This window comes from Pseudomonas sp. NY15372, from assembly GCF_048068215.1.
Lineage (GTDB): Bacteria > Pseudomonadota > Gammaproteobacteria > Pseudomonadales > Pseudomonadaceae > Aquipseudomonas > Aquipseudomonas guariconensis_A.
This window is the reverse complement of sequence record NZ_JBLUPY010000022.1, coordinates 19,238-44,970: the sequence shown is the minus strand read 5'-3', so window position 1 is coordinate 44,970 and position 25,733 is coordinate 19,238. Positions and strand designations below refer to the sequence as shown.

Genomic DNA, 25,733 nt, shown 5'->3' with positions numbered 1-25,733 from the left:
GAACCCTTTTTCATGTCTACTGCCCTGCCCCCTTGCTCCACGCTGATTCTTGCCGGTGGCCGCGGCCAACGTATGGGCGGGCGCGACAAAGGCCTGCTGCCCTGGCAGGGCGAGCCGCTGGTAGCGCATGTACAACGCGTGGTACGGCCGCTGTGCGACGACGTGGTGATTTCCTGTAATCGCAACCATGAGGCCTACCGGGCCTATGCCGACCAGTTGGTGTCCGACGCCGAGGCGGATTTCCCCGGACCGTTGGCCGGCGTGATCGCCGGGCTCGCAGTGGCGCGGCATGAATGGGTGATAGTGCTGGCCTGCGATGCGCCCCGGGTCGACCGGGCGCTGATCGAGGGCCTGCTGCGCTTGGCCGTCGAGCACGACAGCCCGACCATGGTGCGCCAGGGTGGGTATTGGCAGCCGATGTTCAGTGTCTTGCCGCGCAGGGTGCTGCCCGTGCTGGAACAGGCCTGGAGAGAGGGTGAGCGCAGTCTGCAGAAGGCGCTGTTGCGCGGGGCGGTGCAAGGGTTCGAATGCCTCCAAGAGGATACCAGGTTGAGCAATTTCAACAGCCCCGAATGGCTGGAGAAATAAGCCGCTTGGGCGGGCCCAATCGCGGGGCGAGCCCGCTCCCACAGGGGGGACCAGCGCTAGGTTGCGGTGAGTTTGTGGGAGCGGGCTTGTCCCGCGCTTGGGCCGGCACGACCCGCGCAGCTTACTGGCCGATTTCCGAGATACTGATCTCGCGCATCCTGAACTTCTGCACCTTGCCGGTCACGGTCATGGGGAATTCATCGACGAAGCGGAAATACCTGGGCACCTTGAAATGCGCGATGCGCGTCTTGGCCCACTCGCGCAGCGCATCCTCGCTGGCCGTGTGCCCAGGGTGGAAGCGGATCCAGGCGACGATTTCCTCGCCATACTTGCTGCACGGAATACCGATCACCTGTACGTCGGCCACTGCCGGGTGGGTGAAGAAGAACTCCTCCAGCTCCCGCGGGTAAATGTTTTCCCCACCGCGGATGATCATGTCCTTGCTGCGCCCGACGATGCGCACATGGCCCTGTTCGTCCATCACGGCGAGGTCCCCCGTGTGCATCCAACCGTCGGCGTCGATGCTTTCGGCCGTGGCCTTGGGGTTGTTCCAGTAGCCGAGCATCACGCTGTAGCCGCGGGTACAGAGCTCGCCGATCTCGCCGCGAGGTACGGTGGTGCCTTCGGCATCGATGACCTTGCTCTCCAGCCGCGGCTGGGTACGGCCCACCGTGGTCACGCGCAGTTCCAGTTCGTCGTCCGGGCCGGTCTGCAGCGACACTGGGCTGGTCTCGGTCATGCCGTAGGCGATCTGTACTTCGGCCATGTGCATTTCGCCGATTACCCGGCGCATCACCTCGATCGGGCAGGTGGCGCCGGCCATGATGCCTGTGCGCAGGCTGGACAGGTCGAAATCACCACGCTGTGGATGGTCGAGCTCAGCGATGAACATGGTGGGTACGCCATAGAGCGCCGTGGCCTTTTCCTCGGCCACAGCGCGCAGGGTGGCCAATGGGTCGAAGGCATCGCTTGGGTAGATCAGGGTGCTGCCGTGGGTCAGGCATCCCAGGTTGGCCATGACCATGCCGAAACAGTGATACAGCGGCACCGGCACCACCAGGCGATCATGCTCGGTCAGCCCCAGGCTCTCGCCGACCATGTAGCCATTGTTGAGGATATTGTGGTGGCTGAGCGTCGCGCCCTTGGGAAAACCGGTGGTGCCGGAGGTGTACTGGATGTTGATCGGGTCGTTCACATCCAGCTCTGCCTGGCGTTGGGCCAGTGCCTCGTGGGTGACTTCGTCTGCGCGCGCCTGCAGCGCCCGCCAGGCCAGGAACCCAGGCGGCGGTTCGTCGGCAAGGCTGACCACCCCGCGCAGTTCAGGCAGGCGTTCGCAGTCGAGCTCACCGGGGCGGCTGTCCTGCAGCCCCGGTACCAGGCCGAGCAGCATCGCGTGGTAATCGGACGTCTTGAAGGCATCGGCGCAGATCACCCAGCGGCAGCCGGACTGGCTCAGGGCGTAATCCAACTCGCTGCTGCGGTAGGCCGGGTTGATATTGACCAGGATCGCGCCGACCTTGGCACTGGCGAACTGGGTGATGCACCACTGGGCACAGTTCGGCGCCCAGATCCCCAGGCGGTCGCCGGCCTGCACGCCCAAGGCCATCAATGCCCGGGCCTGGCGATCGACCGCCTCGGCCAGCGCGCGCCAGGTGTAACGCAGGCCCTGGTGACGGACCACCAGGGCTTCACGGTCGGGGAAGCGGGCGACGGTCGTGTCGAAGGCGTCGCCGATGCATTGGCTGAGCAGGTCCTTGTCTTGGCGACCTTGGGTGTAGCTTGGCGAGTTCATGGTGCGCTCTCTTGTTGTTCGCAGGTGTTCCTGCCAACCCAATCGCGGGGCCAGCCCGCTCCCACAGGCCGCTTGCCAGGAGCGGGCTCGTCCCGCGATGAGGTTGGCACTGCCTACACGTGGCTACCGGACGAATACCTGGGTCGTGGTGATGGCCATATCGCCCCCTGGCAGCTTGATGTTCTTCACCTTCTTCAGGGTCTGCGGGTCGAACACCGCGATGTCGTTGAAGGTTCCGGCCAGGTACAACTTGCTGCCGGCGCGGTCGAAAGCCACGCAGTAGTAAGTGTGGTCCAGGTTGGCGGCCTCGATCAGTTTCTGCTGCTTGATGTCGTAACGCGCCAGACGGTTGAGCACGCCGTACATCTGGTTGGGGTCCTTGGGCGAGCGCAGGCCGGTGAAATACAGCTCGGTGAGGTCGGCGAACTCCTGGGTGTGGGTCTTGCCGGTCTTGAGGTCCACGCTCAGGTAACCATACAGCAGCGCGGCTTCGTTCGGGTCCTGCTTGGCATCCTTGAACTTGGCCACGGTATAGAGCATGGAAAACTCGTGCAGGCCCGTCTGGTGCGGCCAGAAATACAGCACATCCGGGGCGCTGTAGCCTGGGCGGCTCCAGTTGCGCAGCGGCAGTGCCACCTGATATTTGCCGGTGTTCACGTCCATCTTGTAAATATCGGGCCCAGCGACATACAGGCTGCCATCGTCGGCAGCGCGCATCAGGTAGACCTGGCGCGGCATGGGGAAGCTACGCACGGGCTTGGCACCCAGGCCGTCGGCTGTGCGGAACACCTCCAGGCGCGGTGGCTTGACCACGTAGTGGTCGTTCAGGCGCTGGGTCGGGTTGACCGTGGCATACACCTCCTTGCCGTCGGGGCTGATGGCGAAGGAGAACATCGAACGGCCAATTTCACCGGCCACGCTGGACAAGTTGGCGTGGAAGGTGGTGCCACAGGTGTCCAGGTCGATGCCATAGATATCGCCGAAATGATTGTTCAGTACGTAGGCGGTGCGTTTGTCCGGCGCCATCATCGCCGTACCGGGGCCGAAGGCATCGGGCATACGGCAGGTCTTGTAGAGCGTGTCGCTGGCCACGTCCACCACGTGCAGGTTGTTTGGGTAGTTGGTGGCGATCAGGTATTCCTGGCCGCTCTTCAGGGCCGGCCCTGTGTCGGCGGCCTGGGCCGTCCAGGCGCCGGCACAGGCGGCGACGGTGAGCGCGAGCTGTGCGCAGAATCCAGCTTTCATGCGGTTTCCCCTTGTTGTTCTTGTCGGGCCTGTCACTTGTCTTTCGGGAACACGGTGCCGAGGTTGCGCCAGTCGTCCTGGGAGTTGGTCGCCTGGGCGTTCCAGTCCTGGTAGGTGCTCATCATGTCCGGCACCTGGGCCGGCCACCAGCAAGGGTCGGAGCAGCCATACAGGTCGGCCTCCATGGGCTGGCACAGCGAGGTGACGCCACCGAAGGCATCCACTTCCCAGCCCGGGTCGGTGGTGGCGGTGCAGCCGGCCACCGCGCTCATGGCCACCACCTCTTCGATACGGTCTTCGGCGGCGGCCTGTTCAAGGATTCGGGCCTTGTTGTTCAGGGGCTTCAAGTGCTTCATGTCAGTGCGCCTTCCGCGGAGTGATGTAGCGATCGATGAAGGCCGGGTTGGCGGCCATGATGCGGCTGTAGACCTCGATGCCGAAGTCCACCCAGTCGCGCATCAGTTCGCAGTAGTGGTAGGTCGGGTGGGTAGGGTCGCCGTAGCGCGCATAGCTCTCGTGGTAGCAGCCGCCGGAACACAGGTTGCGGATGCGGCAGCTGTCGCAACCTGTGCCGCTGCGGTCCAAGCGCTGGGACAGGAAATCGTTGAGCTGCGCCTGCTTGACGCCCTGGTGCACGTTGCCGAAGGTCGGCAGATTGGAGCCGGTGAAGCGGTGGCACAGGTTCAGCTCGCCTTCGTGGTCCACGGCTAACATCTTCAGCCCGGCACCGCATGGCAGGGCTTTTTTGTGCCCTTCATGGATGTCGGTGATCAGTTGGTGCAGGTTGGAAAAACCGATGTTGCGGTGCTCCAGCGCTGCCTCCAGGTACCGTCGGCCCAAGGCCTTCATGTTGGCGAAGACCTGCACCAGTTCCTCGCCGGTCAGGTTGAAGCTGGCCATGTCGCCCGACGTCACCGGGGCAAAACCCACCTCGGCGAAGCCCAGTTCGTTGAACAGGTGGTGCCAGATGGTCTCCACATCGGTGATGCCCCGGGTCAGGGTGACCCGGGCGCCGACGGGGCGGCTGCGGTAGCGCGACAGCAGCATGTCGACCTTGCGCCGTACCACGTCATAGGTGCCCTGCCCGCCCACGGTGATGCGGTTGCGGTCGTGCACGGTCTTGGGCCCGTCGATACTCACCGACAGGCCGAAGCGATGGGCATCGAGCCAGTCGACGATCTCTTCGGTGAGCAGCGTGGCGTTGGTGGTCATGATGAACTCGACCTGCTTGCCCGCCTCGGCGAAGCGTCGCTCGCAGTAGGCGACCATATGCTCGATCAGGGGCCGGTTGGACAACGGCTCGCCGCCGAAGAACACCACGCTGTAGCGTTGCTCGTCGGGCGACTCCTTGAGCAGCATCTCCACCGAGGCTTCAGCAGTGTCGGCTCTCATCTTCTTGCCGGCGGAGGGTTTGGCCAGGTCTTCCTTGTAGCAATAGGTGCAGCTCAGGTTGCAGCCGGTGTTGACGTTGAGCACCACGGTGTTCAGAGCCGTGCGCTCGACCTTGCGCAGAGCGATCTCCGGGGTCAGCGGCGAGCCGTCGCTGACCAGCTCCAGGGCGATCAGCTCACGCAGGGTGTCCTCGATGTCCTGGCCGGCGAACTGCCGGCCCAGGCGCTGCACCAGTTCCTCGGCGGAGCAGCCCTGCTGGCGCAGGACATCGATGATGCCGCCGGTCACCGCGTCGGCGGCGAACAGCGAGCTACTGGGAATATGGAAGAGCATGCGGTCGGCATCGACCTGCACTTCATGCAGGTTGCGTTCGACCAGGTTCAATAGTGCGCCCATGGCGACCTCTCGATGATTCTTCAGCCCGTTTTCATTGCATGCGCGACAACCACCCTTTATGGCAAGGGCGGGTTGTTCCAGCGCTGCACGGTAACGATCATGTGGCCTTCACCCTTCTGGCCGCCGTCCTCGAGTTCAGCGATGACTTTCAGGTTGCCGGCGTTGTTGGTCATCATCTTGCGCTCGGGGTTGGGGCCGGCGCCGGCAGGCATGAAGATGCCGTCGGCCTGCATCTTGCCGGCGAACTTCACGTCCTCGTCTTCGGCGGCGCGTTCGTTGAACGGCTCGACCGTCCATTTGGCTGGCAAGTAGCCGATGCGCAGGGGCTTACCGCTGGCATCCTTGCCCCAGGCCTCGGCCTCGAAGCGGCCCTGGACCTTGGGCGTGGAGCCGCCGTTGTCGCCAATGCGGGCGATGGAGAAGGCAGGCACCACCTTGACCTCCTCGACCTTGTCGTAGACCGCCAGGCTTACGCCCTTGAGCGCGCCTACGGCCACCTCACGCTGACCCGGCGCGGCATCGGCCGCAGCCCGGGCCTTGACCCGCACCAGGGACGGTGTGGACTCCAGCACCTCGATCACCTCCACCCCCGCCCCTAACGCCGGCTTACCGGACAGGTCGCTGCCGACCAGGGTGATCTCGCTTTCGCTGCCGGCCTTGATGAAGGCCGGCTGCACCGCCAGCAGGCGCGCCTTGCCTGCCTTCACCGCAGTGAAGTCCAGGCCTCGCTCGTCGTGGTCGGCCTCGAACATGCGCCCCTTCATCTCGCCGTCCAGAGCGGCGAACACCTGTCGCAGGGTGCTGTCGCCGACCTTGACGTTGCCGCGCCATTCATAACCGTTGTAGAGAATCGCCGAGCCGCTGCCGTTGAATGGCGTGCCGTCGGCATAGGTACCCTTGACCTCGACCTTGAAGGTGTCGTCTTTATCGGCGGTCACGCTCATCACGCCGCGGACATCGCCCTTGGCCAGCATGTGCCCACTGAACGCCCACTGGCCCGGCAACGCATCAGCCTTGGGCCGCGCCTTCAGCCATTGCGCCCAGGCCGGGTTGTCCAATGGATAGCGCTTGGCCAGATCCGGGACCATCTGCTTGAGCGCGATTTCCAGCCAGTCGCGGTCACGGGCCTGGGCCTGGTATTCGAGGGAGGGCCATTGGCCGAGGTGGAAGTTGACCAGGTGCTCCCATTCCTTGGCGGGTCGGCGCTGCAGGGCCACGCGCGCACCGGAATGGCAGCGGCCGCACATCTGGCTGGTCTGGTCGTCGAAGTGCTCGACGGTATTGAGCCGGCGCTCCATGGCGTAGCGCACGCCTTCGGTTTCGCTGGGCGCCAGGCCCTGCTTGTCGGCCAGGTACTTGACCAGCGTGCGTCGGTCATCGTCGCTGATCTGCAGGCCATGCATCACCTGCATGCGGGCGATACTCATCAGCCAGCCTTCCGGGGTTTTGCGCTGGTGGCTGATGCGGCTGTAGCTGTCATTGCCTTCGGGGATATGGCACCCCATGCACTTCGATTGCAACAGGCTCGGGCCCTGCTCGGCCGCCATGGCCTGGGTGCTCAGCAGTGCGGCGGCGACCAGCGCCAAGTTGCCCGCATGCCGCCGGAGTCGAGTCGTCTTCAAGGTCAGACCTCCACGGTGTTGTTCTTATCGTTTTCGCACGCTTAGGGACTGCAGGTGCATGTGGCCGGTATTGATACAGAAAGTGTGCCAGCGTCGGTAAAAACCTTTTGTTTCAGTGAGTTGGGTAGTTTTTGCGGTCAACCTCATACGGCTGACAGCGAGTTGGAACGTCCCAATTCGCGACAGGGTGTTTCAGCTTGAGACAGGGGCTGCCGTGCGCCCCAAATGGCGGGACAAACCCGCTTCCACAGAGACGTGCAGGAGCGTGCTTGTCCCCCGGTGGAAGTACCGGGCAATGACTGTTTCACCGCGTCTCATTCCGTCTCAATGTGCAACAGCATAGTCCCGCTTTTTCAACCCCGATGCCCACGAAAACCCTTGTAGTTCAGGCCATTGGCAGCCGACTTCAGCCTTGGCATGCCGATTGCGCTTGTGCCCGTCACCCCACATGACAAGAGGCACCGAACCATGCATTGCGACCTGCCCCTCCTGCCTGCCACCCGCGCCTTCCTCGCGCGCAAGCTGAAGATGCGTATCGGCGCCGACTGGCAGGACGCCATCAGTGGCCGGACCATGGCCTTGCGCAACCCGGCCACTGGCGAAATCCTCGGCGAGGTGCCTGCAGCCGACCTGCAGGACGTGGACCGCGCGGTCAAGGCGGCACGCCAGGCCTTCGACGACTCGCCCTGGAGTCGCCTGCGCCCGCGCGATCGGCAGAACCTGCTATGGCGCCTAGCCGACCTGGTGGAGCGCGATGCTCAAGTCCTGGCTGAACTGGAATGCCTGAACAACGGCAAGAGCGCCGCGGTGGCGCAGGCGATGGACGTGCAGCTGGCCATCGATTTCCTGCGTTACATGGCCGGCTGGGCCACCAAGATCGAGGGCAGTACCATCGAGCCCTCCCTGCCGCTGATGCCCGACGCGCACTTCCACGGTTTCATCCGCCGCGAGGCGGTGGGCGTGGTCGGGGCGATCGTGGCCTGGAACTTCCCGCTGCTGCTGGCGTGCTGGAAACTCGGCCCGGCACTGGCCACCGGCTGCACCTTGGTACTCAAGCCCGCCGACGAGACCCCGCTGACCGCCCTGAAACTGGCCGAACTGGTGAATGAAGCCGGCTACCCGGCCGGGGTGTTCAACGTGGTCACCGGCACCGGCCTGAACGCCGGCGCGGCACTGAGCAACCACCCGGAGGTCGACAAGCTGACCTTCACCGGCTCCACCGAGGTCGGCAAGCTGATCGGCAAGGCCGCCATGGACAACATGACCCGCGTCACCCTGGAGCTCGGCGGCAAGTCGCCGACCATCGTCATGCCCGATGCCAACCTGCAGGAGGCCGCAGCTGGCGCAGCCACGGCGATCTTCTTCAACCAGGGCCAGGTGTGCTGCGCAGGTTCACGGCTGTATGTACATCGCAAGCACTTCGATAACGTGGTCGCCGACATCGCCGGCATCGCCAACAACATGAAGCTTGGCAACGGCTTGGACCCGACCGTGCAGATGGGCCCATTGATCTCGGCCAAACAGCAGGACCGGGTCACCGGATACATCGACCTGGGCCGAGAACTGGGCGCCACCATCGCCTGTGGCGGTGAAGGCTTCGGGCCGGGCTACTTCGTCAAGCCGACGGTGATCGTCGACGTCGATCAGCGCCATCGCCTGGTACAGGAGGAAATCTTCGGCCCGGTGCTGGTGGCCATGCCCTTCGACGATGTCGACGAGGTGGTGCGCCTGGCCAATGACAACCCCTACGGGTTGGGCGCGAGTATCTGGTCCAACGACCTGGCTGTGGTGCACCGAATGATCCCGCGCATCAAGTCGGGCTCGGTGTGGGTCAACTGCCACAGCGCCCTGGACCCGGCCCTGCCGTTCGGCGGCTACAAGCTGTCCGGGGTCGGCCGCGAAATGGGCGCCAATGCCATCGAGCACTACACCGAGCTCAAGTCGGTCCTGATCAAGCTCTGACGCTACCCAGCTCCCATAGGGCGATCGCCTTGGGAGCTGGCTTGCCCCGCGATTGGGCCTTACAGCCCCGGCAACGATTGCGCCAAACCAGAACAAGAAAAATGGAGCATCCCCGATGATTCGAATCTCCCCCCTTCCCTTGGCTCTGCTGCTTACCACGGCCCTGCAAACCGCTACCGCCCACGAACTCTACAACCACAATGGCACCGTTCTAAATGCCGACCTCGAAGCCCTGTTCGGCATCTTCCACAGCGACGAAAGCTTCAACCAGGCCGGCAATCGCCAGCCCGGCAGCAGCGCCTGGCGCGAGGGGTACGTCAAGTATGGCTTGAGCGCTAGCCAGGCCCTGACCGACCGTGGCACCGCGTACGGTGCCTTCAGCCTGCTCAGTTCCGCCACCTGGGGCGATGGCGATGCGGCGGGCCTGACCCTGGGCGACGAGCGCCGCACGGCCGTGGAGGATGCCTACCTCGGCTGGCGGTCCGGCAACCTGTTCCCGGCGCTGGGCGAGGACGGCATCGATGTGTCCGGTGGGCGCCAGGTGGTGACCCTGGGCGACGGCTTCCTGATCCAGGGCGACCCGGTCAACCTCGGCAAGGTCGACCTGGGCGCCAACTTCAACCGGGGCGGTGCGTACTACCTGGCCGCCCGCAAGGCCTTCGACCGCACCGGCGTGCTGCGTGTGGGTGGCAGCCGGGGTTGGCGCGGCGACCTGATGTGGCTCAAGTCCGACAACCACTACCAGGCCGACACCGCCCTGGCGGTGGGCAACCTGGAGCATGTCGGCGACATCGGCACCGTGGGCCTGAGCTGGATCCGCGGGCTCGACGTCGACCAGCGCTATGCCCGGATCATGGGCCTGGAGCACCGCGACGGCATGGACACCTACAGCCTGCGCGGGCGCGGCAGCCTGGGCGTGAAGGACCTGGAAGTGGCCGCCGAATATGTCACCCAGGACCGAACCGGTGGGCGCGAGGACGCCTGGTACGTGGAAGGCAACTGGACCTTCTCGGCGCTGCCCTGGTCACCGACCGCCACCTACCGCTACAGCCGTTTCTCCGAGGACTTCGACCCACTGTTCTTCGGCATGAGCCGTGGCTATGGCACCTGGTTCCAGGGTGAAGTGGCCGCCAACTATGCCGGGCCGTTCAACAGCAATACCCAGGTGCATCACCTGGGCCTCAAGGCCAAACCACGGGACAACGTCACCCTCGGGGCGTTGTATTTCGACTTCGATACCCTGGAAACCGAACAGGGCAACTTCGGCGGTCGTGAGATAGACCTGTACCTGGAATGGATGGTCAACGACCACCTGCTGATCAGCCCGCTGGTGGGGTTCTATACGCCTGAACGCAGTGCCGACAACGGTGGCGTGCAGCTGGGCGGGCGGGATACCGGCACCTATCTGCAGGTGGTCGTCGGGACGTTCTTCTAGCCAGCCAGGGGACCGCTGCGCGGACTTTCTGTAGGAGCGGCCTTGTGCCGCGAGAGGGCTGCAAAGCAGCCCCAGCCCCCTCACTGGTACCCCTGCTCACCCAACCACCGCAGAACCATCGCCCGCTGCTGCGCAGGTACGCTGCCCAATACCTGTTCCACCGATGCCCCCGACTGCAATCCCCGCACCACAGAGGCCAGCTCGACGCCCTGCAAGTGCCAGATCCCTAGCGGCTGGTCCGCCGTCACCACCACCTCGGCCTGCGCCACCAGCCCATCGCGCAGCACCGGTCGGCGCTCGATGCGCACCGCCTGCCACTGCGCGGCAAGATGCATCGGCTGCGCATCCGGCCACGTCCGACGCCGTGCCCAGAAGCCACGGCCCGCCTTTTCCAGCTCCTGGGCATAGAAGTCCCGCCCTGTGCGGGCAAAACGCAGGAACAGTTGCTCCACCCGCGTCTGATGGAACTGCCGGGCCAGGGCCACCCGCGCAGGCTCGCGCAACAGCGTGTTGATCACCACCGGCGCCTGCATCGCCGACGACAGCGACTGGAAGATCCCATTCCCCGACAGTGGGTCCACGGCCATGGCCGCGTCTCCTACCCGTACCCAATCCGACCCCACGCAGTCGCCGGCCAGGATCGCCGTGCTGCTGCGGGCGTGCACTTCGCTGGGCCGTAAGGCCTGCTCGTCGAACAGCTGCGCCACCAGCGCCGAACGCCGCCTGCGCTCGGCGCAGTATTCGGGCAAGGCAGCCTTGCCAGGCAGGCCGTCGGCATCCAGGGTCACCTGCCAATAGCAGCGGCCATCGGCAAGCCGTGCCATCCAGGCCCAGCCGTCATCCAGGCTCTCTACCGCCGAGGCGGGCTCGCCCGGCGTGGACTGCCAGAGGTTCAATAGGCTCACGGTCTCCGGGCCGCGCAACCGGTCCGCGGCCAACGGCGCCTGGCGGCCACGGGCCTCGACCAGGAACTGCCCGTGCAGCACCTGGCCATCGGCCAGGTATACGTGGCAGCCGTCTTGGTGCTGCACTTCTCGCACCCGGCCTTCGACGAGCGTCACCCCGGCGCGATGCAGGTCGTCACGCAACGCATGGTCGAAACGCTGTCGGTCGAGCAGATACTCCTGGTTCATTCGCAACTGTTCGCCGTTCCAGCGCACCTGCCGGGTCGCCGGCACGGCTGCCTGGCGCAAGGCGTCGACCAGCCCGGCATGGCGCAGCCCTTCGAGCACGCGCTGGGACACTCCCTCCACCGCGGCGAAACGACGCCAGTCGGAGATCACCGTGACCGGATAGCCAAGCCGACGCAGCCCAAGGGCCGTCGCCGCACCGGCAGGGCCCGCGCCCAGTACCAGCACCTGTGGCTCAGCCATCACCGAGGCGCCTGTGCTCTGGCCCGGTATAGGCCGCACCGCCCCGCAGGTGCGCCAACACCTGCTCGCGCCCGAGCCCCGGATGCGCAGCCAGCCAGGCCGCGATCCGTCCACTGAGCGCGGCGCAGGCCAGGCTCGCGCCTGCCAGGGCCTGCCCGCCCACGGGGCCGCCCAGGTCAGCCTGGGCGCTGCCCAGCCAAGACCACTGCGCCGCCGTGCAACGGGCGTCGCCGGTGATGCGTATCACGCCCGGATAACGGGCCGGATATACCGGGCCGCCCTGGGCCGGGCTGGAGGCGCACAGCACCACGCCGGCCGCCTGGGCCTCGGCACAGGCCTGGCGCAACACCGGGCGGTCCTGGTGCAGGCCCAGGCTGAGGTTGATCAGGGTCGCGCCCTGTTCCACCAGCCACAGCAAGGCTGCGGCCACCTGCAAGGCACTGGTGCGCCATTGCTGGTCGAAGACCTGAGCCATCAGCACGGGCAACTCGCCCGTCTGCGCCTGCACACTGGCCAACACCGCGCTGCCGTGACCCAGGCGATCGGGCAACGGCACCCCTTCGCGCAGCATGCCGTCCTCGAGCCAAAAACGACGTGCCGCCACCAGCTGGCCGGCCTGCTCGAGCGAGCAACCGCTGTCGATCACGCCGACGCGCACATCACTGGCCATGGCCCGCCACCTCCCGAGGCAAGATGCGCAGTTGGCCCCCGTGCAGATGCAAGTGCAGGTCGGCATCGGCCAGGGTCGAGGCGCGGTGGCTGATCAGGATGCGGGTACGCCCGGCGAACAGTTGGTCGATGGCGGCGATCACCTCGCGCTCGGTGGTTTCATCCACCGCCGAAGTCGCCTCGTCGAGTACCAGGATCGCTGGGTCCTGCAACAACGCCCTGGCGATGGCGATGCGTTGCTTCTGGCCGCCGGAAAGCTGCTGGCCGCGCTCGCCGAGCAGGCCGTCCAGGCCCAGCGGCAGGCTTTGCACCAGGCTGTCCAGCCGGGTCAGGCTCACCACCCGCTGCAGGTCGGCCAGGCTCGCCTCGGGTGTGCTGTATGCCAGGTTCTGCGCCAGAGTGCCGCGAAACAGCACGATGTCCTGGCTGACCACCGCGATGCGCCGGCGCAAGGCCGACAGGTCCAGCTCGCGCAGGTCGATGCCATCAAGCAGGATGCGCCCGGCATCGGGGTCATAGAAACGCTGCAGCAGGTCGATCAGGGTCGACTTGCCCACTCCCGAGGCGCCGCTGACGGCCACCTTCAGGCCGCCTGGAATATGCACGTCCACCTTGCTCAGCACCGCGCCCTGGCGCCCGGTGTGGGTAAATTCCACCGCCTCCAGGCGCAGCTCGCCCGGCCCTTGCGGCATCGGCTGCGGGGTGTCGGCCTCGCGCACCGCCACCGGCGCCTGCCTGAGCTCCATCACCCGCCCCAGGCTCACCGCCATGCGCTGCACCGCGACGTACAGCCCAAGCAGGCTCTGCACCGGGCCCACCGCCATGCCCAGATAAGTGGAAAAGGCGATCAGCGCGCCCAGTTGCCAGGTACCCTGGATCACCCACCAGCCCCCGACCAGGAAGGCGCTGGCGCGGCACAGCGAGGTCAGCGTACCGGGCACCGCCTGGGTGAAGAATTCGGTGACCTGAACCTTGAGCAGTTGGCCCATGTAGCCCCGCCCGAGCCGATCCAGGCGCGCGGCCTCGCGGTCCTGCTGGCCGGCCGCCTGAATGAACTTCATCGCCGGCAGCGTCTCGACCAGGAACGAGGACACGTCCGCCGAGCGCTCGCGCAGGCTGCGCACCTCGCGTTCGACCTTGCGTCGCATCCACCGCAGCCACAGCACTTCGATCGGAACCAGCAACGCCAGCAACAGCGACAACTGCCAGGACAGCATTAGCATCAGGCCGACCGCGCCGACCAGGCCGATCACGCTGGACACCGCCGAGAACAGCGAGTCCACGGCAAAACGCTGGATCTCAGCGACGTCACCGTCTAGCCGGGAAAGGATATCGCCAGTGCGCCGTTGCCCGTAGAACCCCGGCGAGAGCTGCTGCAGGTGGCGGTACAGGTCGTCGCGCAGGGCGAACAGGATGCGCCCGGACAAGCGGGTGTGCAGGTAGCGGTTGATGCCCGACAGCAAAGTGCCGAGCAGCCCGGCGGCGATCATGATCGCCGCCATGTGCCAGAGGGTGGTGTAGTCCCGGGCCAGCAGGCCTTCGTCGATCAGCGTCTTGACCAGCCAGGGCTGGGCCAGGGCCAGCAGCGACGCCGCCAGGGACAAGCCCAGCAATACGGCGATGGCGCGCCGTTGGGGGCGCACGAAGCCATACAGCCAGGCCAGGGCCTGGCGCATCAGCACGGGGTCGCTGGTTTCCACCAGTCGCGCGAACAGGCTGCCCATGTCAGCCGCGCAGTTGCTTGAGCTTGCGGTACAAGGTCGCCCGGCTGATGCCTAAGGCTTCGGCCGCCGCCGAAACGTTGCCTTGGTGCCGGGCCAGGGCTCCGCGAATCAGCTCCAGCTCGTTCTCGCGCAGGCTGCCCGACGGCGGCGCGCCGCTGGCCAGCTCGTCCAACAAGCAGTCGGTGAGGTGGTCCAGGCCCAGTACCTGCTCGCCGTCCTCGCGCATGGCCAGAGCGGTACGCAGCACCATTTCCAGCTGGCGAATGTTGCCCGGCCAGTCGAAACCGTCGAGCAGCTCGGCCAGAGCCGGGTCCAGGGTCACACCCTTGGCGCCGAACTTGTACAAAAGGCCCTCGACGATACCTGCCAGGTCGTCCCGCTCGCGCAGCGCCGGCAGGCGCAGGGAGACGCCATTTACCCGGTAGTACAGGTCCTCGCGAAAATGCTGCTCGGCGACCAAGCGCTTGAGGTCGCGGTGGGTGGCGCAGATCAACGCCACATCGATCTCCTGCTCTTCGCCGGCGCCCAATGGCGCCACTCGCCGCTCCTGCAATACGCGTAGCAAGCGGGCCTGCAGCGCCAGGGGCATGTCGCCGATCTCGTCGAGAAACAGGGTGCCGCCATGGGCCTGCATCAACCGCCCGACCATGCCGCCCCGGCGCGACCCGGTGAAGGCGCCCTCGCGGTAGCCGAACAGCTCCGACTCGATCAACCCTTCCGGGATGGCCGCGCAGTTGACCGCCACGAAGGGTTTTTCCGCACGCGGGCTGGCCTGGTGCAAGGCGCGGGCCGCCACTTCCTTGCCGGTACCGGTTTCGCCGAGCAGCAGCACCGGCAGCCCATTGATCAGCCCCTGGCGCGCCATGCGCAGGCCGCGGGCCAGACGCGGGTCGCCTCCGGCCAGCGCCTCCAGGGCGAGCGACTGGGCGGCCTTCGCAGGCTTGCCAGGCGCCACGGCGCCGTTGAGGCTGCCATGACGCGGCAGTTGCAAGGCGCGGAAGAAGAATTCGCCCTTGGCGGTCTGCACGCTGCTCACCCCGCCCTGCCACAGCCGGGCGATGAACGCTGGCGAGCGCTCGCCGAGCAGGTCGCTGCTGCGCCGGCCGATCAGTGCCTGGCGCGATACCTGCAACAACTGGCAGGCGTTGTCGTTGGCTGCCACCACTTCGCCGTCCAGGCTCAGCGCCAACAGGCCCTGCCAGGCACTGGCCAGGTATTGCGGGCGGCTGTGGAAGGCTAGCACCAGGTGCTCAGGGTGGCACAGGCCGAACAACCGGCCCTCGATGTTGCCGGCCGCGAGCATCAGCGCGGTGAGGTTGTCCTGGGGCTGGGTCATCACCCCTTCGCGGGTGATATCGAGCACACCGATCACTTCGCCGCGCGGGTCGCGCAGCGGCACCGATGTACAGGAAAACGGACTCAGGCGATCGAGGTAGTGTTCGCCGCAGTTGATCAGCGTGGGCCGGCCTTCGACCACCGCTGTGCCGATAGCGTTGGTGCCGCGCAGCGACTCGCTCCAGCAACTGCCCGGGTGCAGGTCGCGCAGGCCCTCGCGCCCAAGCACCTGGGCCTGGCCTTCGATGGCCAGGACGTTGGCCTGGGCGTCGCCGAGTATGACGATGCCACTTTTGCCTTGGCGCTTGACCAGGTAATCGAGGTCGGGCGTCACGGCGTCGATCAGCAGGCGGTTGTGTTCGAGCAGCGTACGCAAGTCATGGCCGGGGCGCGAACCCAGGCCTACCTGCTCGTTCTGCAGGCAGTCCAGGCCGTGGCCAAGGCTACGCCGCCAGGAAGCGTCGATTTCTTCACGCAGCATCCCGGAGGGCAGCTCGCCTTCATTGGCCAGTTTCAGGCGGGCCTGGCGGGATTCGTGTAACGGGTCGCAGGCGTCTGTTATTGGTAATTGTCGCGCCATCGTTTACTCCAGCTGTGCTCCTACAGTCAGGAGCAACGGGCTTCGGGACTCGTTGCAGTGTGCGTCAGAATCCGCGCGCCGTCATCCGGCTGGGGTGGAGCGTGGCATAAAGTTTACGTTTACGTAAAGATCGAAAGCCCTGAAGGCCTTCCCTTCGACTGGCACAGCCTCTGTGGGAGGGCGGGATCATCTCCCATCGGAAAGGGGGAGACTCTACAACGGGTGATGTTGTCCCCGGGCATTCCCCAATGCTGGGGCCCACCGCCCACCGCCCTTCCCTGCAAAAGCAATTCGCAGCCGCGCCAGAACCACCGCCCTAGAGCCCTTCAAGCGACATATCAAAAAACTGGCACGGCTGTTGCCGATCCCTCATCAGACGCCCCAACCCATGGGCCCGTTTGCAGGAGGGTTTGACTCATGCACCGATTGACACCCCACCCGCTGGCAGTGGCGATCTTCGCCAGCATGCTCCAGCTTCCGGCCCAGGCTGCGCTCAACGCAGTCGACCAGGGCACCTATCTACCCGAGAACGGCGGCTTCGCCGCCTGGTACCAGGACACCCACGGCCGCACGCTCGATCTGTGCCTGTCCAAGGCGGTGAGCTCCAGGGCACCCGGTGCTCCCGGCGCGCCGTCGTACATGTGCACCTTGCTGCCAACACCCGGGGTATTCGACGATACCCGGCCGATCGCCTTCCCCAGCAACTTCCCCGACGAAGCCTTCTGGTTCACCGGTGACGCCTCCATCGTCGATGCCGCCCGTGGCATCGACCTGGGCTACGTCTCGGCGATCGAGGCGGCGTTCGGTGCCGAGGAGCCCAAGGAAGGCGACCAGATCAGCTTCGCCCGGATACGCATTCGGGTCGACGTGCCGACCGCCGGGACCTATATCATCACCCACCCCTACGGCGTCGAGGTGTTCGACGTGACCATCCCGGGTACGCGGGCGATCAACATGACCCGCGACATCGGCATCGGCTCGCCGGGCAACTTCACCGGCGCGCTCAAGGGCGATGTCGGGCCGTTCCTGCGTAGCGTCAACGGGCCCTATACCGAGACCAACCCGGAAACCGGTGCGAGCGAGCAGTTCGTGGGCGACCCCAACCTCGAAGAGCGTGTGACCGGCAGCCCGTTCAACACCAACTACGTGCGCATCGAAGGCCCCAACGGCCTGGACCTGCGCACCGAGCTGTTCGCCGTGTCCGGCAAGCTGTCCACGGTCAACCTGCCGACGCCGCTGCTGCCACAGCGCAGCACCTATTCGCGGCATTTCGAGAACGGCGACCTGCGCGCCCAGCAGGATGTCTTCGTCATGGCTCCGCCGCCACCGGCGACGGTCACGCTGACCAGCCAGACGCCCAACCTGTCGCTGACCGAAGCCAACGGCACCGGTGCCTGGTACGCCCAGTCGGCGCTCGACCCGACGCTGCCTGCAAGCCTTGGGATCACCGCCGACAACAGCGTGGCCATCCCCACCAGCAGTGCCACCAGCGCCAACCTGCCGCTGACTGACCTGGTGACCATCACCCGCGCCGAATACAGCTTGTCCAAGGCCGAACTGACCCTGGTCGCCGCCACCAGCGACGAAACCGCCCCTCCGACGCTCACGGCCCACACCGGCAACGGGGCGCTGATCGGCGACCTCGGTGGCGACGGTGCAGTGAAGACTCTCACCCGTGGGCTTTCGCCCCTTCCGCCGGCCACGGTGCAAGTCACCAGCGCCCATGGCGGCAGCGACAGCGAAGACGTGGTGCTGGTGCCATGAACAGACAAAGGCCCCGCCTTCAAGGAGGCAGCATGAATACTTGGCCACGCCGCGCGCTGTACGCAGCCGGGCTTTCCCTTACCCTTTCCGGCGCGGCCTGGGCCACGCTCACCGAGGTCGACCCAGGCCCCTATACCCTTGCTACCGGTGGCTACCCCATGTGGTACAAGGATGCCAGCGGCCTGTCCCTGGAGCTGTGCCAGTCGCGTGCTACCAGCTCGCGGGCACCCGGCGCGCCGGGGGCGCCTGCCTACATGTGCACCCTCCTGCCGGAGCCTGGCGTCTATGACGACACCTTGCCGCTGGTGTTCCCGGACAACTGGCCACCCGAGATGTTCTGGTTCCTGGCCGAGACGGATATCCCTGCGGTAGGCAACAGCGGCTATGAGCTGGAAGTCTACGTCGCCGGTATCGAAGCCGCCTTCGCCGCCGAGAACCCGGTCGATGGCGACCAGCAGAGTTTCGCCCGTATCCGTATCCGCGCCTCGGTCCCTACCGCCGGCACCTACACCATCACCCACCCGTATGGCGTCGAAACGGTGGTGGTCAACACCCCTGGCCGGCGAGCGATCAACGTCACCCGCGACATCGGCATCGGTGCACCAGGCGACTTCAGTGGCGCCCTGCGGGGCGATGTCGGGCCGTTCCTGCGCAACGCCAGCGGGGCGCTGTATACCGAGACCAACCCCGATACCGGCGCGCTCGAGTCCTTCGTCGGCGACCCGAACATCTCCCAGGAGGTCATCGGCAGCCCGTTCGACACCAACTTCGTACGTATCCAAGGCCCGGCCGGCACCATCCAGACCAATCTCTTCACCCTCTCCGGCAAGGTCCTCGACCCACGGGCGCAGACACCTGCCACCCTGGAGCGCGCCACCTACCAGCGCAACGGCAACGGCACCCGCGTCGAGGTCTTCGCCAAGGCCCCAGGCGATGCCAGCGTGTGCATGCGCTTTGGCCTGGCGCTGGTCGGTTCGCCCGCCACGCCTTGCCAGTTCGACCTGCTGACCGATAACAACGGCCTGTTCTTCAGCCAACAGCTGAACCAGGAAGCCCCCCCCTCGGTGGTGGTGGTGACCGCGACCAGCCCCGATCCGGACACCCGGCCGACGGCCTTGTCGAGCAAGCTCACCGACGTGGTCAAAGTCAACACCGCGCGCTATGACTGGGCGAACAAACGCCTGGTGATCGAGGCCAGCTCCAGCGACGAAGTACAGGTGCCCGACCTGGTCGTCCAAGGCTATGGCCGCCTGTCCAAGGCCGGCATCGTACAGACCCTCACCGTCAACGACCTGCCCCAGCCACCTGCCAGCGTCACCGTGAAGTCCGCCGCCGGCGGCAGCGACGTCGAGCCGGTGGTGGTGGTCGGCAATGCCCCGGTCGCGGCCGAGAACCAGCCACCACTGGCCCAGGCCGATGTCGCCAGCACCAGTGTCGGGGTGCCCATCACCCTCAACCTGCTGGAAAACGACAGCGACCCAGATGGCAACGTGCCGCTGGTCATCGCCGACCTCACCCAACCCGGCACCGGCCTGGGCTCGGTGGTGGCCAACGGCAGCACGGCGGTCACCTACACCCCGCCGCCTGGCGCTACCACGGCCTTCCCTGCCACCTTCAGCTACCGAGCCCAGGACGCCAAGGGCCTGAAGTCGGAGCCGGCCACCGTGACCGTCAACGTCGCGCCCAACCAAGCCCCTACCGCTGTCGCCGACAGCGCGGCGACCCTGGGCGTGCCGGTGACCATCAATGTCCTGGCCAACGACACCGACCCTGAAGGCAACTTGCCGCTGGTGATCGACAGCGTCACCCAACCGGCGCTGCTGCGCGGTACGGTCACCCACAACGGCAGCACGATCACCTACACCCCACCGGCCCTGGTGCTCACGCCCTTCACCACCACGTTCACCTATGTGGCGAGTGACTCGGTCGGCGCGCGCTCCAGCGCCGGGACAGTGACGGTGCAAGTGTCGCCACGCCCGGCCCAGGAGACCTTCACGGTCACGGCGGCAACCGTCACGGCGCGCTCCAACAACCGCTTCAACTGGGACATCAGCGGCACGTCCTCGGTAGTCACCGGCAATACCGTCACGGTGCAGGTGACCACCCCGACCGGCCTGGTGACCCTTGGCAGCGTGCCAGTACCGCTGACTGGACGCTGGCGCCTGGTGGTGAGCAACAGCACCACCATCGTGCCTTCGGCCAACCCGACGGCGACCGCCACCACCAGCCAGGGCACCACACGCACCGTACCGGTGGTCGTGCAATAGCCCAAGGAGGACGCCATGAAACGCCTGAACCCCTTGCTGCTCTGCCTGGCCCTGGCGGGCCAGGCCCTCCAGCCAAGCTGGGCCGACGACCTGATGGACAACGCGGACCTGGCGGTCGGCAATGACCTCGGCGAACCGGTGACGGTACGCCTGCTACCGGCCGGCGCCGGCCAGGTGGCGGTGATCGAGCAGCAGGGGTCGGGCAACCGCGCCGCCCTCGACCAGAACGGCCAGGCCCTGCTGGGCCGGATCATCCAGGCCGGAGACGCGCAGGAGGCGTACATCCTGCAGGAAGGCAGCGACCTGATGGCCGCGATCGTCCAGCAGGGCCAGGGCAACAACGCCGCGATCCGCCAGAGCGGCAGCAACAACAGCGCGTCGATCGAACAGATCGGCAACTACAACAACGCCAGCATCGAACAACGCGGCACGGGGCTGACCAGCGCCGTGACCCAGGCCGGCAACGGCCAATACGTTCAGATCACCCAATACCGATAGACCTGGAGGCACCACCATGTTCAAGCTCGCTCCCTTAAGCGCCGCCATTGTACTGGCGGTCGCCGGCCAGGCCATGGCCGCTGACAGCATCTCGGAACAGTCCCAGCAGGGTACCGAGAACATCGCCGAAGTACTGCAGAACCTGGCACCGAGCGCCACGATCATTCAGGACCAGACCGGCCTGGGCCACAACCACATGGCGGTGCAGGACACCAGCACCAGCCAGATCGAGCAGACCGCCACCGGCTCCTACAACGCCGGCTACGGCGATCAGATCTTCGAGAACGGCAGCAAGCTCACCCAACAGTCCGGCGGCAGCGGCAACGACAACTTCGCCAGCCAGTCCCTGGGCGCGGAGAACCAGTCGACGCAGATCCAAGACGGGGTCGGCAACCGCTCGCAGGTGTTCCAGGACTCGCAGATGGGGGCCAAGGCCACCACCGACCAGAAAGGCAGCGGCAACGATGCGGTGGTCGAGCAGTTGTTCAGCGGCAGTGGCAACAAGAGCCTGATCAAGCAGGAAGGCACCGGTAACAGTGCCGCCGCCGAACACATGTTCCACGAGAACGGTGAAATCAAGATCCAGCAGATCAACAGCAACGCCAGCTGGGCCTATGGCGACCAGCGCGACGGCCTGGGCGGCGTGCTGGAGATCCATCAGGTCGGCACCGCTCACAACGCAGAAGTCTGGCAGGACACCCAGATCGCCAGCAGCGCCAGTGTCTACCAGCAAGGCCAGAACAACGAAGGCTACATTGACCAGAGCTTCGGCCAGGGCAACAGCGCGAGCCTGTCCCAGAGCGGCCAACGCAACGCCAGCTGGTCAGATCAGTTCGAGACCAACCAGTCGGTCACCAGCATCACCCAGAACGGCAACGACAACCTGCACTTCACCTACCAGAACGGCGATAACCACAGCCTGGTCATCAGCACCACCGGCAACGGCAACAAGGTCCAGGCCAGCAACTGGAAAGGCGACCGCGAAGGCGGCCAGTTCGGCATGGGCCAGCAGGCGCAGATCACCCAGAACGGCTACGGCAACACCGTCAACATCACCCAGAACGGCATGGAGCAATTCGCCAAGCTTGGCCAGAAAGGCACCGACAACACCATGTTGACCAACCAGGCCGACAGCAACAACGAACTGTATTTCGAACAGAACGGTACCGATAACCTGCTGATCGCCGATCAGCGCGACAACAACAACTATGCCGCAGGCCTGAGCGCCGGCAGCGACAACAAGGTCACCCTCGACCAGTCCGGCCAATACAACCAGAGCTACACCTACCAACTGTACGGCAGCGGCAACGAAGCCACCATCAAGCAGGTCGACAGCGCCAATGTCGCCTACGTGACACAGGGAGGCACCAACAACCAGGCCTTCGTGGACCAGAGCAGCATGAACCAGAGCGCCACCATCACCCAGTACGGCACCGCCAACCTGGCCACCGTCACCCAGCAATAACCCCCTCCCCCTTTGGACCGCGGTGTTCCCTCTCCCTGGCGCCGCGGTTCTTTTTTCCTGCGATTTCTGTGGTGTCTGTGCGATCGAGCGCCGCACGGGCGGCGCTCGATCGCACAGACACCGAAGCAATTGAGGCAAACCTGTTCGCGCAACGACGTTACAATGGCCGCACACCCAACCGACACAGCCACCATGATCCAGTCCGACCTCGACCTGTTCGGCCCCCAGCCGCAACGCCTGGCCAGCCATACCGTGCTGTTGCCCGGTTTCGCCCTGGCCGAGGTCGAGGCGCTGCTCGATGCCCTGCGCCCGGTGCTGCGCGCCGCGCCCTTCCGGCACATGCGCACCCCTGGTGGTCTGCACATGGCCGTGGCCCTGACCAACTGCGGTGCCCAGGGCTGGGTCAGCGACGAGCAAGGCTATCGCTACAGCCCCACCGACCCCATGACCGGCAAGCCGTGGCCGGCGATGCCCCAGGCACTGCTAGAGCTCGCAACACGCGCCGCCGATGCAGCCGGTTTCGAGGGGTTCGTGCCCGATGCCTGCCTGATCAACCATTACTTGCCCGGCACCCGCCTGACGCTGCACCAGGACCGTGACGAGCGCGACTTCGGCCAGCCGATCGTGTCGCTGTCACTGGGCTTGCCGGCGGTGTTTCTGTTTGGCGGGCTGCAACGCTCGGACCGGACCCAACGGATACCCTTGAGCCATGGCGATGTGCTGGTATGGGGTGGCGAGGATCGCCTGCGGTATCACGGGGTGATGCCGATCAAGCCTGGCGTGCACCCGAGGATGGGAGAGCGGCGGATCAACCTGACCTTGCGCAAGGCCAGGTAAGACGTCGCGGGACAAGCCCACCCACCTGTCCTGCGCTGTTTTCAGAGAAAACGGCCATGCCTGTGGGAGATTCTATGGTTGTGGGCAAGCCGGCTCCCACTGGTGCAGCGCCAACCACACCCTGTGGGAGCCGGCTTGCCAGCGATAGCGCCGGGGCAAGCCACCCAAGACAATTGCTCCCAGTAGAATCGGACAGTCATGCGATTAACGGGGTCCCCCTCACTGCTGCTGATACTGGCTCAGGTATTTGTCCAGCACCGCCTTGTCGCCGCTGCCATCGCCCGCCACCTGCCACAGCCGGCGCTCGATGCCTTGGGCCAGCAGGTGACCCACCGCCGCCTCGATGGCCGAAAGCACGCACAGCTGGGCCGGCTCGTTGGTGGTGTAGCCGACCTCGGCCTCCAGCAGTTTCTTGAACTCGATGAACTTGAACACCCCGGCACTGCGCCCGACCGAGTAGATGGTCTTGCTGGTCATCACGTTGGCCAGGACCTGGCCGCTGCGCACGTCCACCGCCCGCAGGTTGACGGTGACCTGGTCGACCCGGTACTCACGGGAGATATCGATGCCCAAGTAGCGGGCACCCTCACCGCCGCTGCGCACGTTGGTGTCGTAGGCGATGATGCCGCCTTCGAGCATCAGGTTGGCCGCCTGCAGGGGCGGCAGTTCACCCTGGATGTTCAGCGGTACGTCCGGTTTCTTCTGCGAGGCGCGGATGATCTTGCGTTCGGTCAGCAGGTTCTGCAGCCCCTCGCGCTCGAGTACCACGAACCAGCCACTGGCATTGAGCGCATCCATCAGCATGCTGGCCGCCCCCTGGGTGACGCTGGTGGAGAACGAGCTGGCCGGGGTCGGTTTGTACTGGCCTGTCTGGTCGCGGAAGCCGTACACCACCGCCATTAGCCGGCCCTTGGGCCGTGGCATGTTGATCAGGTCGTAGTAGGTGGAGGCGCGCGGTGTCAGGGTCGGTATCGCCCCGTCCTGTTCAGCGGGCATGGGCTCGCGCAGGCCGCAGCCTTGCAAGGTGGCGAGGATCAGCAGTGTGCTCAGCAGGCGTTTCATGGTCGTTCTCCCCTATCGGCCTTCCCTCTCAGGGGTTAAGGCCACTGACCTCGATGATCGAGACTTCCCCTGTCGCACGGTCGGTGACCTTGATGCTCAGGGCCCCGGAATCGTCGATCACGTCGATCAGGAACGAGTCCGTGGACATGCTGCCGGTGGTGCCGTTGCTGATATTGTCCAGCAACTGCGAGAGCAACCGCGATTCGAGCTGGTTGCTGAAGCGCTCCAGGGCGGAGGTGCCGGCAAAGGCCGACGCGCGGTCCTTGAGGTCCGGGTCCTCATGGTCGTTCTGCGCCTGGGCGTTGTTGAGCAACCAGGTCCCATTGAGCGGGTTGCCGCCGAACGCCGGGTTGACCGGGGTGTACACCAGCTCCGTGGCCTGGATGGGGCCGACGAAGGCGCCGGCCAGCAGGCAGGCGGCAATACAACGGGGCATGCGCGTGTTCATAGCTCGTCCCTCTCCAGATCAGTGGTGTCCTGCAGCAGGCGTTGCAGCTTGCGCTGGATGATTTGCTGCTTGACCAGGTCCGCCGCCGCGACGGCCTCGTCTTTGAGTTGCGTGGTGTTGGGCGGCAGGAAGCGCCGGTACAGCACTTCGCGTTCGTACTCCACCGTCACCAGGCTGCCCCAACGGGCATCGGGGCGTTCGCGCACCACCAGGTTGAAGTCCAGGCGGCTCGTGGCGCGCAGGCGGTCGGTGAAGTCGTTGTAGAAGTCATGGCCGATGTGCGAAATGGTGTTGTCGACGATGAACCCCATCATTTCGTCCTCGGCGCCGGCCTGGGCCTGCGTGGGTACCCAGGCGGCCAGCAGCAGGCACAGGCAGCACAGAGTGGCGCGCGTGTTCATGGCGTGTCTCCCGGGCCGGCGTGGGTGCGGGCGCCACCGCCGGCCTCTGCGAAAGGCTGCTCGGCGACGAACTGCCAGTCGCTGTAGTGCTCCAGCCCTTCGAAGCCGGACCACTGGGCATCGAAGCCGCTGCGCTTGAGCGGCGCGGCATCGGAGTTGCTGTAGACGCCGGTGATGCGGCCATCCACCGAGCGCAGCAGGCCCCATTCCTGACCGTTGGTGATCGGGTCCGGGTAGAGCCTGCGGATGTGCCGCTGTGGCGATGGGAAGCGGTTGTCCTCGAGCAGGTCCTCAAGGGCCTGGGGGTATTGGGCCAGGCCTGGCGAGGCGCGGTAGTAGCTGCGCAGGGCCTGGGCATACTGCCCGCCAACCCATAGCAGCTGGCGCTCGTGCTCGCGCTGGGCGTTGGTAGCCCACAGGGTCCCGGTGGCGGCCAGGGCCATGCTGCTGACCGCGATCAGGAACAGCACGCCCAGGTAGGTGAAGCCCGCGCAGGCCTTACCATTCGGCATAGAGGCTGCCATCACGCGCCCTCCCTGTTGCTCCGCTCTTGATATCGGCCACGCCGCCGCTGACCCCTTCCGGCGGCGGCACCAGCTTCCAGGCGTCGCTGCGCTCGGTGAGCGGGTCGACCGGGGTGTTGCGCAGGTAGCGCTGTTCGACCAGCTGCTCCAGCGACTCGGGGTAGCGGCCGGTGTCGCCGTAGTAGTGGTCCAGGGCCTCGCGCAGCACCGCGAGGCTCTGGCGCAGGGTCGCCTCGCGGGAGGCCTCCAAGCTGTTGAAGTAGCGCGGCATGGCGATGGTCATCAGGGTGGCGATGATCGCCATGACTACCAGCAGCTCGATCAGGGTGAAACCGCGGATGCGTTTCATGGTCG

The 25,733-nt window shown here is 65.9% G+C and carries 22 protein-coding genes; 8 read left to right on the top strand and 14 right to left on the bottom strand.

The window, feature by feature from the left end; all coding sequences use genetic code 11:
- Positions 1-12 precede the first annotated feature (12 nt).
- Entirely contained in the window at positions 13-588 is a 576-nt protein-coding gene (gene mobA, locus ACNFG0_RS15760; RefSeq protein ID WP_416765535.1) for a molybdenum cofactor guanylyltransferase MobA, read from the top strand.
- Between the two features lie 121 nt (positions 589-709).
- On the opposite strand, the gene ACNFG0_RS15755 is transcribed toward mobA, so the two are convergent.
- The 5 genes from ACNFG0_RS15755 to peaA all read right to left on the bottom strand — a co-directional run bounded on the left by ACNFG0_RS15755 (position 710) and on the right by peaA (position 7,035).
- Positions 710-2,380: an AMP-binding protein gene (locus ACNFG0_RS15755; protein WP_196155976.1), complete on the bottom strand. Its 1,671-nt coding sequence runs from the start codon at positions 2,378-2,380 to the stop codon at positions 710-712.
- A 123-nt stretch (positions 2,381-2,503) separates the two neighbouring features.
- A complete protein-coding gene (peaD, locus tag ACNFG0_RS15750; RefSeq protein WP_196146153.1) occupies positions 2,504-3,625 on the bottom strand; it encodes a quinohemoprotein amine dehydrogenase subunit beta in 1,122 nt (373 codons plus the stop codon).
- A gap of 32 nt (positions 3,626-3,657) precedes the next feature.
- Positions 3,658-3,981, bottom strand: coding sequence for a quinohemoprotein amine dehydrogenase subunit gamma (gene qhpC / locus ACNFG0_RS15745; protein WP_196155977.1), 324 nt, complete (start codon positions 3,979-3,981; stop codon positions 3,658-3,660).
- 1 nt (position 3,982) lies between these two features.
- Entirely contained in the window at positions 3,983-5,413 is a 1,431-nt protein-coding gene (gene peaB / locus ACNFG0_RS15740) for a quinohemoprotein amine dehydrogenase maturation protein (protein ID WP_416765533.1), read from the bottom strand.
- Positions 5,414-5,469: 56 nt separating this feature from the next.
- Entirely contained in the window at positions 5,470-7,035 is a 1,566-nt protein-coding gene (gene peaA, locus ACNFG0_RS15735; protein WP_196146156.1) for a quinohemoprotein amine dehydrogenase subunit alpha, read from the bottom strand.
- A gap of 468 nt (positions 7,036-7,503) precedes the next feature.
- Here peaA and ACNFG0_RS15730 point away from each other — a divergent pair, with 468 nt between their 5' ends.
- Together ACNFG0_RS15730 and ACNFG0_RS15725 are read left to right on the top strand one after the other, a co-directional pair.
- A complete protein-coding gene (locus ACNFG0_RS15730; protein ID WP_416765531.1) occupies positions 7,504-8,997 on the top strand; it encodes an aldehyde dehydrogenase family protein in 1,494 nt (497 codons plus the stop codon).
- A 115-nt stretch (positions 8,998-9,112) separates the two neighbouring features.
- Positions 9,113-10,432, top strand: a complete 1,320-nt coding sequence (locus tag ACNFG0_RS15725) for a hypothetical protein (RefSeq protein WP_416765529.1) — start codon at positions 9,113-9,115, stop codon at positions 10,430-10,432.
- Between the two features lie 80 nt (positions 10,433-10,512).
- Here the strand turns inward: ACNFG0_RS15725 and ACNFG0_RS15720 are convergent, their stop codons facing one another.
- From ACNFG0_RS15720 to ACNFG0_RS15705, 4 genes are read right to left on the bottom strand one after another with little or no spacing between them, the layout of a single operon-like run.
- The gene (locus ACNFG0_RS15720; protein WP_416765528.1) at positions 10,513-11,805 is read right to left on the bottom strand and encodes an NAD(P)/FAD-dependent oxidoreductase; all 1,293 of its coding nucleotides are present in this window, start codon (positions 11,803-11,805) and stop codon (positions 10,513-10,515) included.
- Positions 11,798-12,475: a S8 family serine peptidase gene (locus ACNFG0_RS15715; protein WP_196155981.1), complete on the bottom strand. Its 678-nt coding sequence runs from the start codon at positions 12,473-12,475 to the stop codon at positions 11,798-11,800. The genes ACNFG0_RS15720 and ACNFG0_RS15715 overlap by 8 nt, the downstream gene beginning before the upstream one ends.
- The gene (locus ACNFG0_RS15710; protein ID WP_416765526.1) at positions 12,465-14,198 is read right to left on the bottom strand and encodes an ABC transporter ATP-binding protein; all 1,734 of its coding nucleotides are present in this window, start codon (positions 14,196-14,198) and stop codon (positions 12,465-12,467) included. Before ACNFG0_RS15710 ends, ACNFG0_RS15715 begins: the two co-directional genes overlap by 11 nt.
- A 1-nt stretch (position 14,199) precedes the next feature.
- Positions 14,200-16,113: a sigma-54-dependent Fis family transcriptional regulator gene (locus ACNFG0_RS15705; RefSeq protein ID WP_196146161.1), complete on the bottom strand. Its 1,914-nt coding sequence runs from the start codon at positions 16,111-16,113 to the stop codon at positions 14,200-14,202.
- Positions 16,114-16,530: 417 nt separating this feature from the next.
- On the opposite strand from ACNFG0_RS15705, the gene ACNFG0_RS15700 reads away from it, so the two are divergent.
- From ACNFG0_RS15700 to alkB, 5 genes are all read left to right on the top strand, one after another.
- A complete protein-coding gene (locus tag ACNFG0_RS15700; protein WP_416765524.1) occupies positions 16,531-17,877 on the top strand; it encodes a hypothetical protein in 1,347 nt (448 codons plus the stop codon).
- A gap of 32 nt (positions 17,878-17,909) precedes the next feature.
- Positions 17,910-20,144, top strand: coding sequence for an Ig-like domain-containing protein (locus ACNFG0_RS15695; protein WP_416765523.1), 2,235 nt, complete (start codon positions 17,910-17,912; stop codon positions 20,142-20,144).
- Between the two features lie 15 nt (positions 20,145-20,159).
- Entirely contained in the window at positions 20,160-20,642 is a 483-nt protein-coding gene (locus ACNFG0_RS15690; RefSeq protein WP_416765522.1) for a curlin, read from the top strand.
- Between the two features lie 16 nt (positions 20,643-20,658).
- Positions 20,659-22,107, top strand: coding sequence for a curlin (locus ACNFG0_RS15685; protein ID WP_196155987.1), 1,449 nt, complete (start codon positions 20,659-20,661; stop codon positions 22,105-22,107).
- Between the two features lie 192 nt (positions 22,108-22,299).
- Positions 22,300-22,944, top strand: a complete 645-nt coding sequence (gene alkB, locus ACNFG0_RS15680; protein WP_196167028.1) for a DNA oxidative demethylase AlkB — start codon at positions 22,300-22,302, stop codon at positions 22,942-22,944.
- 219 nt (positions 22,945-23,163) lie between these two features.
- Here alkB and ACNFG0_RS15675 read toward each other — a convergent pair whose 3' ends face one another.
- The 5 genes from ACNFG0_RS15675 to ACNFG0_RS15655 are packed head-to-tail and all read right to left on the bottom strand — an operon-like array spanning position 23,164 to position 25,728.
- Complete coding sequence (locus ACNFG0_RS15675) at positions 23,164-24,006, bottom strand: CsgG/HfaB family protein (protein ID WP_084858975.1); 843 nt, start codon at positions 24,004-24,006, stop codon at positions 23,164-23,166.
- 28 nt (positions 24,007-24,034) lie between these two features.
- Entirely contained in the window at positions 24,035-24,454 is a 420-nt protein-coding gene (locus ACNFG0_RS15670) for a curli assembly protein CsgF (RefSeq protein ID WP_084858976.1), read from the bottom strand.
- Positions 24,451-24,855: a curli production assembly/transport protein CsgE gene (csgE, locus tag ACNFG0_RS15665; RefSeq protein ID WP_196155988.1), complete on the bottom strand. Its 405-nt coding sequence runs from the start codon at positions 24,853-24,855 to the stop codon at positions 24,451-24,453. The genes ACNFG0_RS15670 and csgE overlap by 4 nt, the downstream gene beginning before the upstream one ends.
- Positions 24,852-25,379, bottom strand: coding sequence for a type II secretion system protein (locus ACNFG0_RS15660; protein ID WP_196146167.1), 528 nt, complete (start codon positions 25,377-25,379; stop codon positions 24,852-24,854). Before ACNFG0_RS15660 ends, csgE begins: the two co-directional genes overlap by 4 nt.
- Positions 25,354-25,728 carry a type II secretion system protein gene (locus ACNFG0_RS15655; RefSeq protein WP_196146168.1) on the bottom strand — a complete coding sequence of 125 codons (375 nt, stop codon included), beginning with the start codon at positions 25,726-25,728 and terminating at the stop codon, positions 25,354-25,356. Before ACNFG0_RS15655 ends, ACNFG0_RS15660 begins: the two co-directional genes overlap by 26 nt.
- Between the last annotated feature and the right edge of the window lie 5 nt (positions 25,729-25,733).

Excerpts from the sequence above, each read along its gene's own strand:
- mobA (WP_416765535.1), top strand. The coding sequence starts at position 13 with ATGTCTACTGCCCTGCCCCCTTGCTCCACGCTGATTCTTGCCGGTGGC.
- ACNFG0_RS15755 (WP_196155976.1), bottom strand. The coding sequence starts at position 2,380 with ATGAACTCGCCAAGCTACACCCAAGGTCGCCAAGACAAGGACCTGCTC.
- peaD (WP_196146153.1), bottom strand. The coding sequence starts at position 3,625 with ATGAAAGCTGGATTCTGCGCACAGCTCGCGCTCACCGTCGCCGCCTGT.
- qhpC (WP_196155977.1), bottom strand. The coding sequence starts at position 3,981 with ATGAAGCACTTGAAGCCCCTGAACAACAAGGCCCGAATCCTTGAACAG.
- peaB (WP_416765533.1), bottom strand. The coding sequence starts at position 5,413 with ATGGGCGCACTATTGAACCTGGTCGAACGCAACCTGCATGAAGTGCAG.
- ACNFG0_RS15730 (WP_416765531.1), top strand. The coding sequence starts at position 7,504 with ATGCATTGCGACCTGCCCCTCCTGCCTGCCACCCGCGCCTTCCTCGCG.
- ACNFG0_RS15725 (WP_416765529.1), top strand. The coding sequence starts at position 9,113 with ATGATTCGAATCTCCCCCCTTCCCTTGGCTCTGCTGCTTACCACGGCC.
- ACNFG0_RS15720 (WP_416765528.1), bottom strand. The coding sequence starts at position 11,805 with ATGGCTGAGCCACAGGTGCTGGTACTGGGCGCGGGCCCTGCCGGTGCG.
- ACNFG0_RS15715 (WP_196155981.1), bottom strand. The coding sequence starts at position 12,475 with ATGGCCAGTGATGTGCGCGTCGGCGTGATCGACAGCGGTTGCTCGCTC.
- ACNFG0_RS15710 (WP_416765526.1), bottom strand. The coding sequence starts at position 14,198 with ATGGGCAGCCTGTTCGCGCGACTGGTGGAAACCAGCGACCCCGTGCTG.
- ACNFG0_RS15705 (WP_196146161.1), bottom strand. The coding sequence starts at position 16,113 with ATGGCGCGACAATTACCAATAACAGACGCCTGCGACCCGTTACACGAA.
- ACNFG0_RS15700 (WP_416765524.1), top strand. The coding sequence starts at position 16,531 with ATGCACCGATTGACACCCCACCCGCTGGCAGTGGCGATCTTCGCCAGC.
- ACNFG0_RS15695 (WP_416765523.1), top strand. The coding sequence starts at position 17,910 with ATGAATACTTGGCCACGCCGCGCGCTGTACGCAGCCGGGCTTTCCCTT.
- ACNFG0_RS15690 (WP_416765522.1), top strand. The coding sequence starts at position 20,160 with ATGAAACGCCTGAACCCCTTGCTGCTCTGCCTGGCCCTGGCGGGCCAG.
- ACNFG0_RS15685 (WP_196155987.1), top strand. The coding sequence starts at position 20,659 with ATGTTCAAGCTCGCTCCCTTAAGCGCCGCCATTGTACTGGCGGTCGCC.
- alkB (WP_196167028.1), top strand. The coding sequence starts at position 22,300 with ATGATCCAGTCCGACCTCGACCTGTTCGGCCCCCAGCCGCAACGCCTG.
- ACNFG0_RS15675 (WP_084858975.1), bottom strand. The coding sequence starts at position 24,006 with ATGAAACGCCTGCTGAGCACACTGCTGATCCTCGCCACCTTGCAAGGC.
- ACNFG0_RS15670 (WP_084858976.1), bottom strand. The coding sequence starts at position 24,454 with ATGAACACGCGCATGCCCCGTTGTATTGCCGCCTGCCTGCTGGCCGGC.
- csgE (WP_196155988.1), bottom strand. The coding sequence starts at position 24,855 with ATGAACACGCGCGCCACTCTGTGCTGCCTGTGCCTGCTGCTGGCCGCC.
- ACNFG0_RS15660 (WP_196146167.1), bottom strand. The coding sequence starts at position 25,379 with ATGGCAGCCTCTATGCCGAATGGTAAGGCCTGCGCGGGCTTCACCTAC.
- ACNFG0_RS15655 (WP_196146168.1), bottom strand. The coding sequence starts at position 25,728 with ATGAAACGCATCCGCGGTTTCACCCTGATCGAGCTGCTGGTAGTCATG.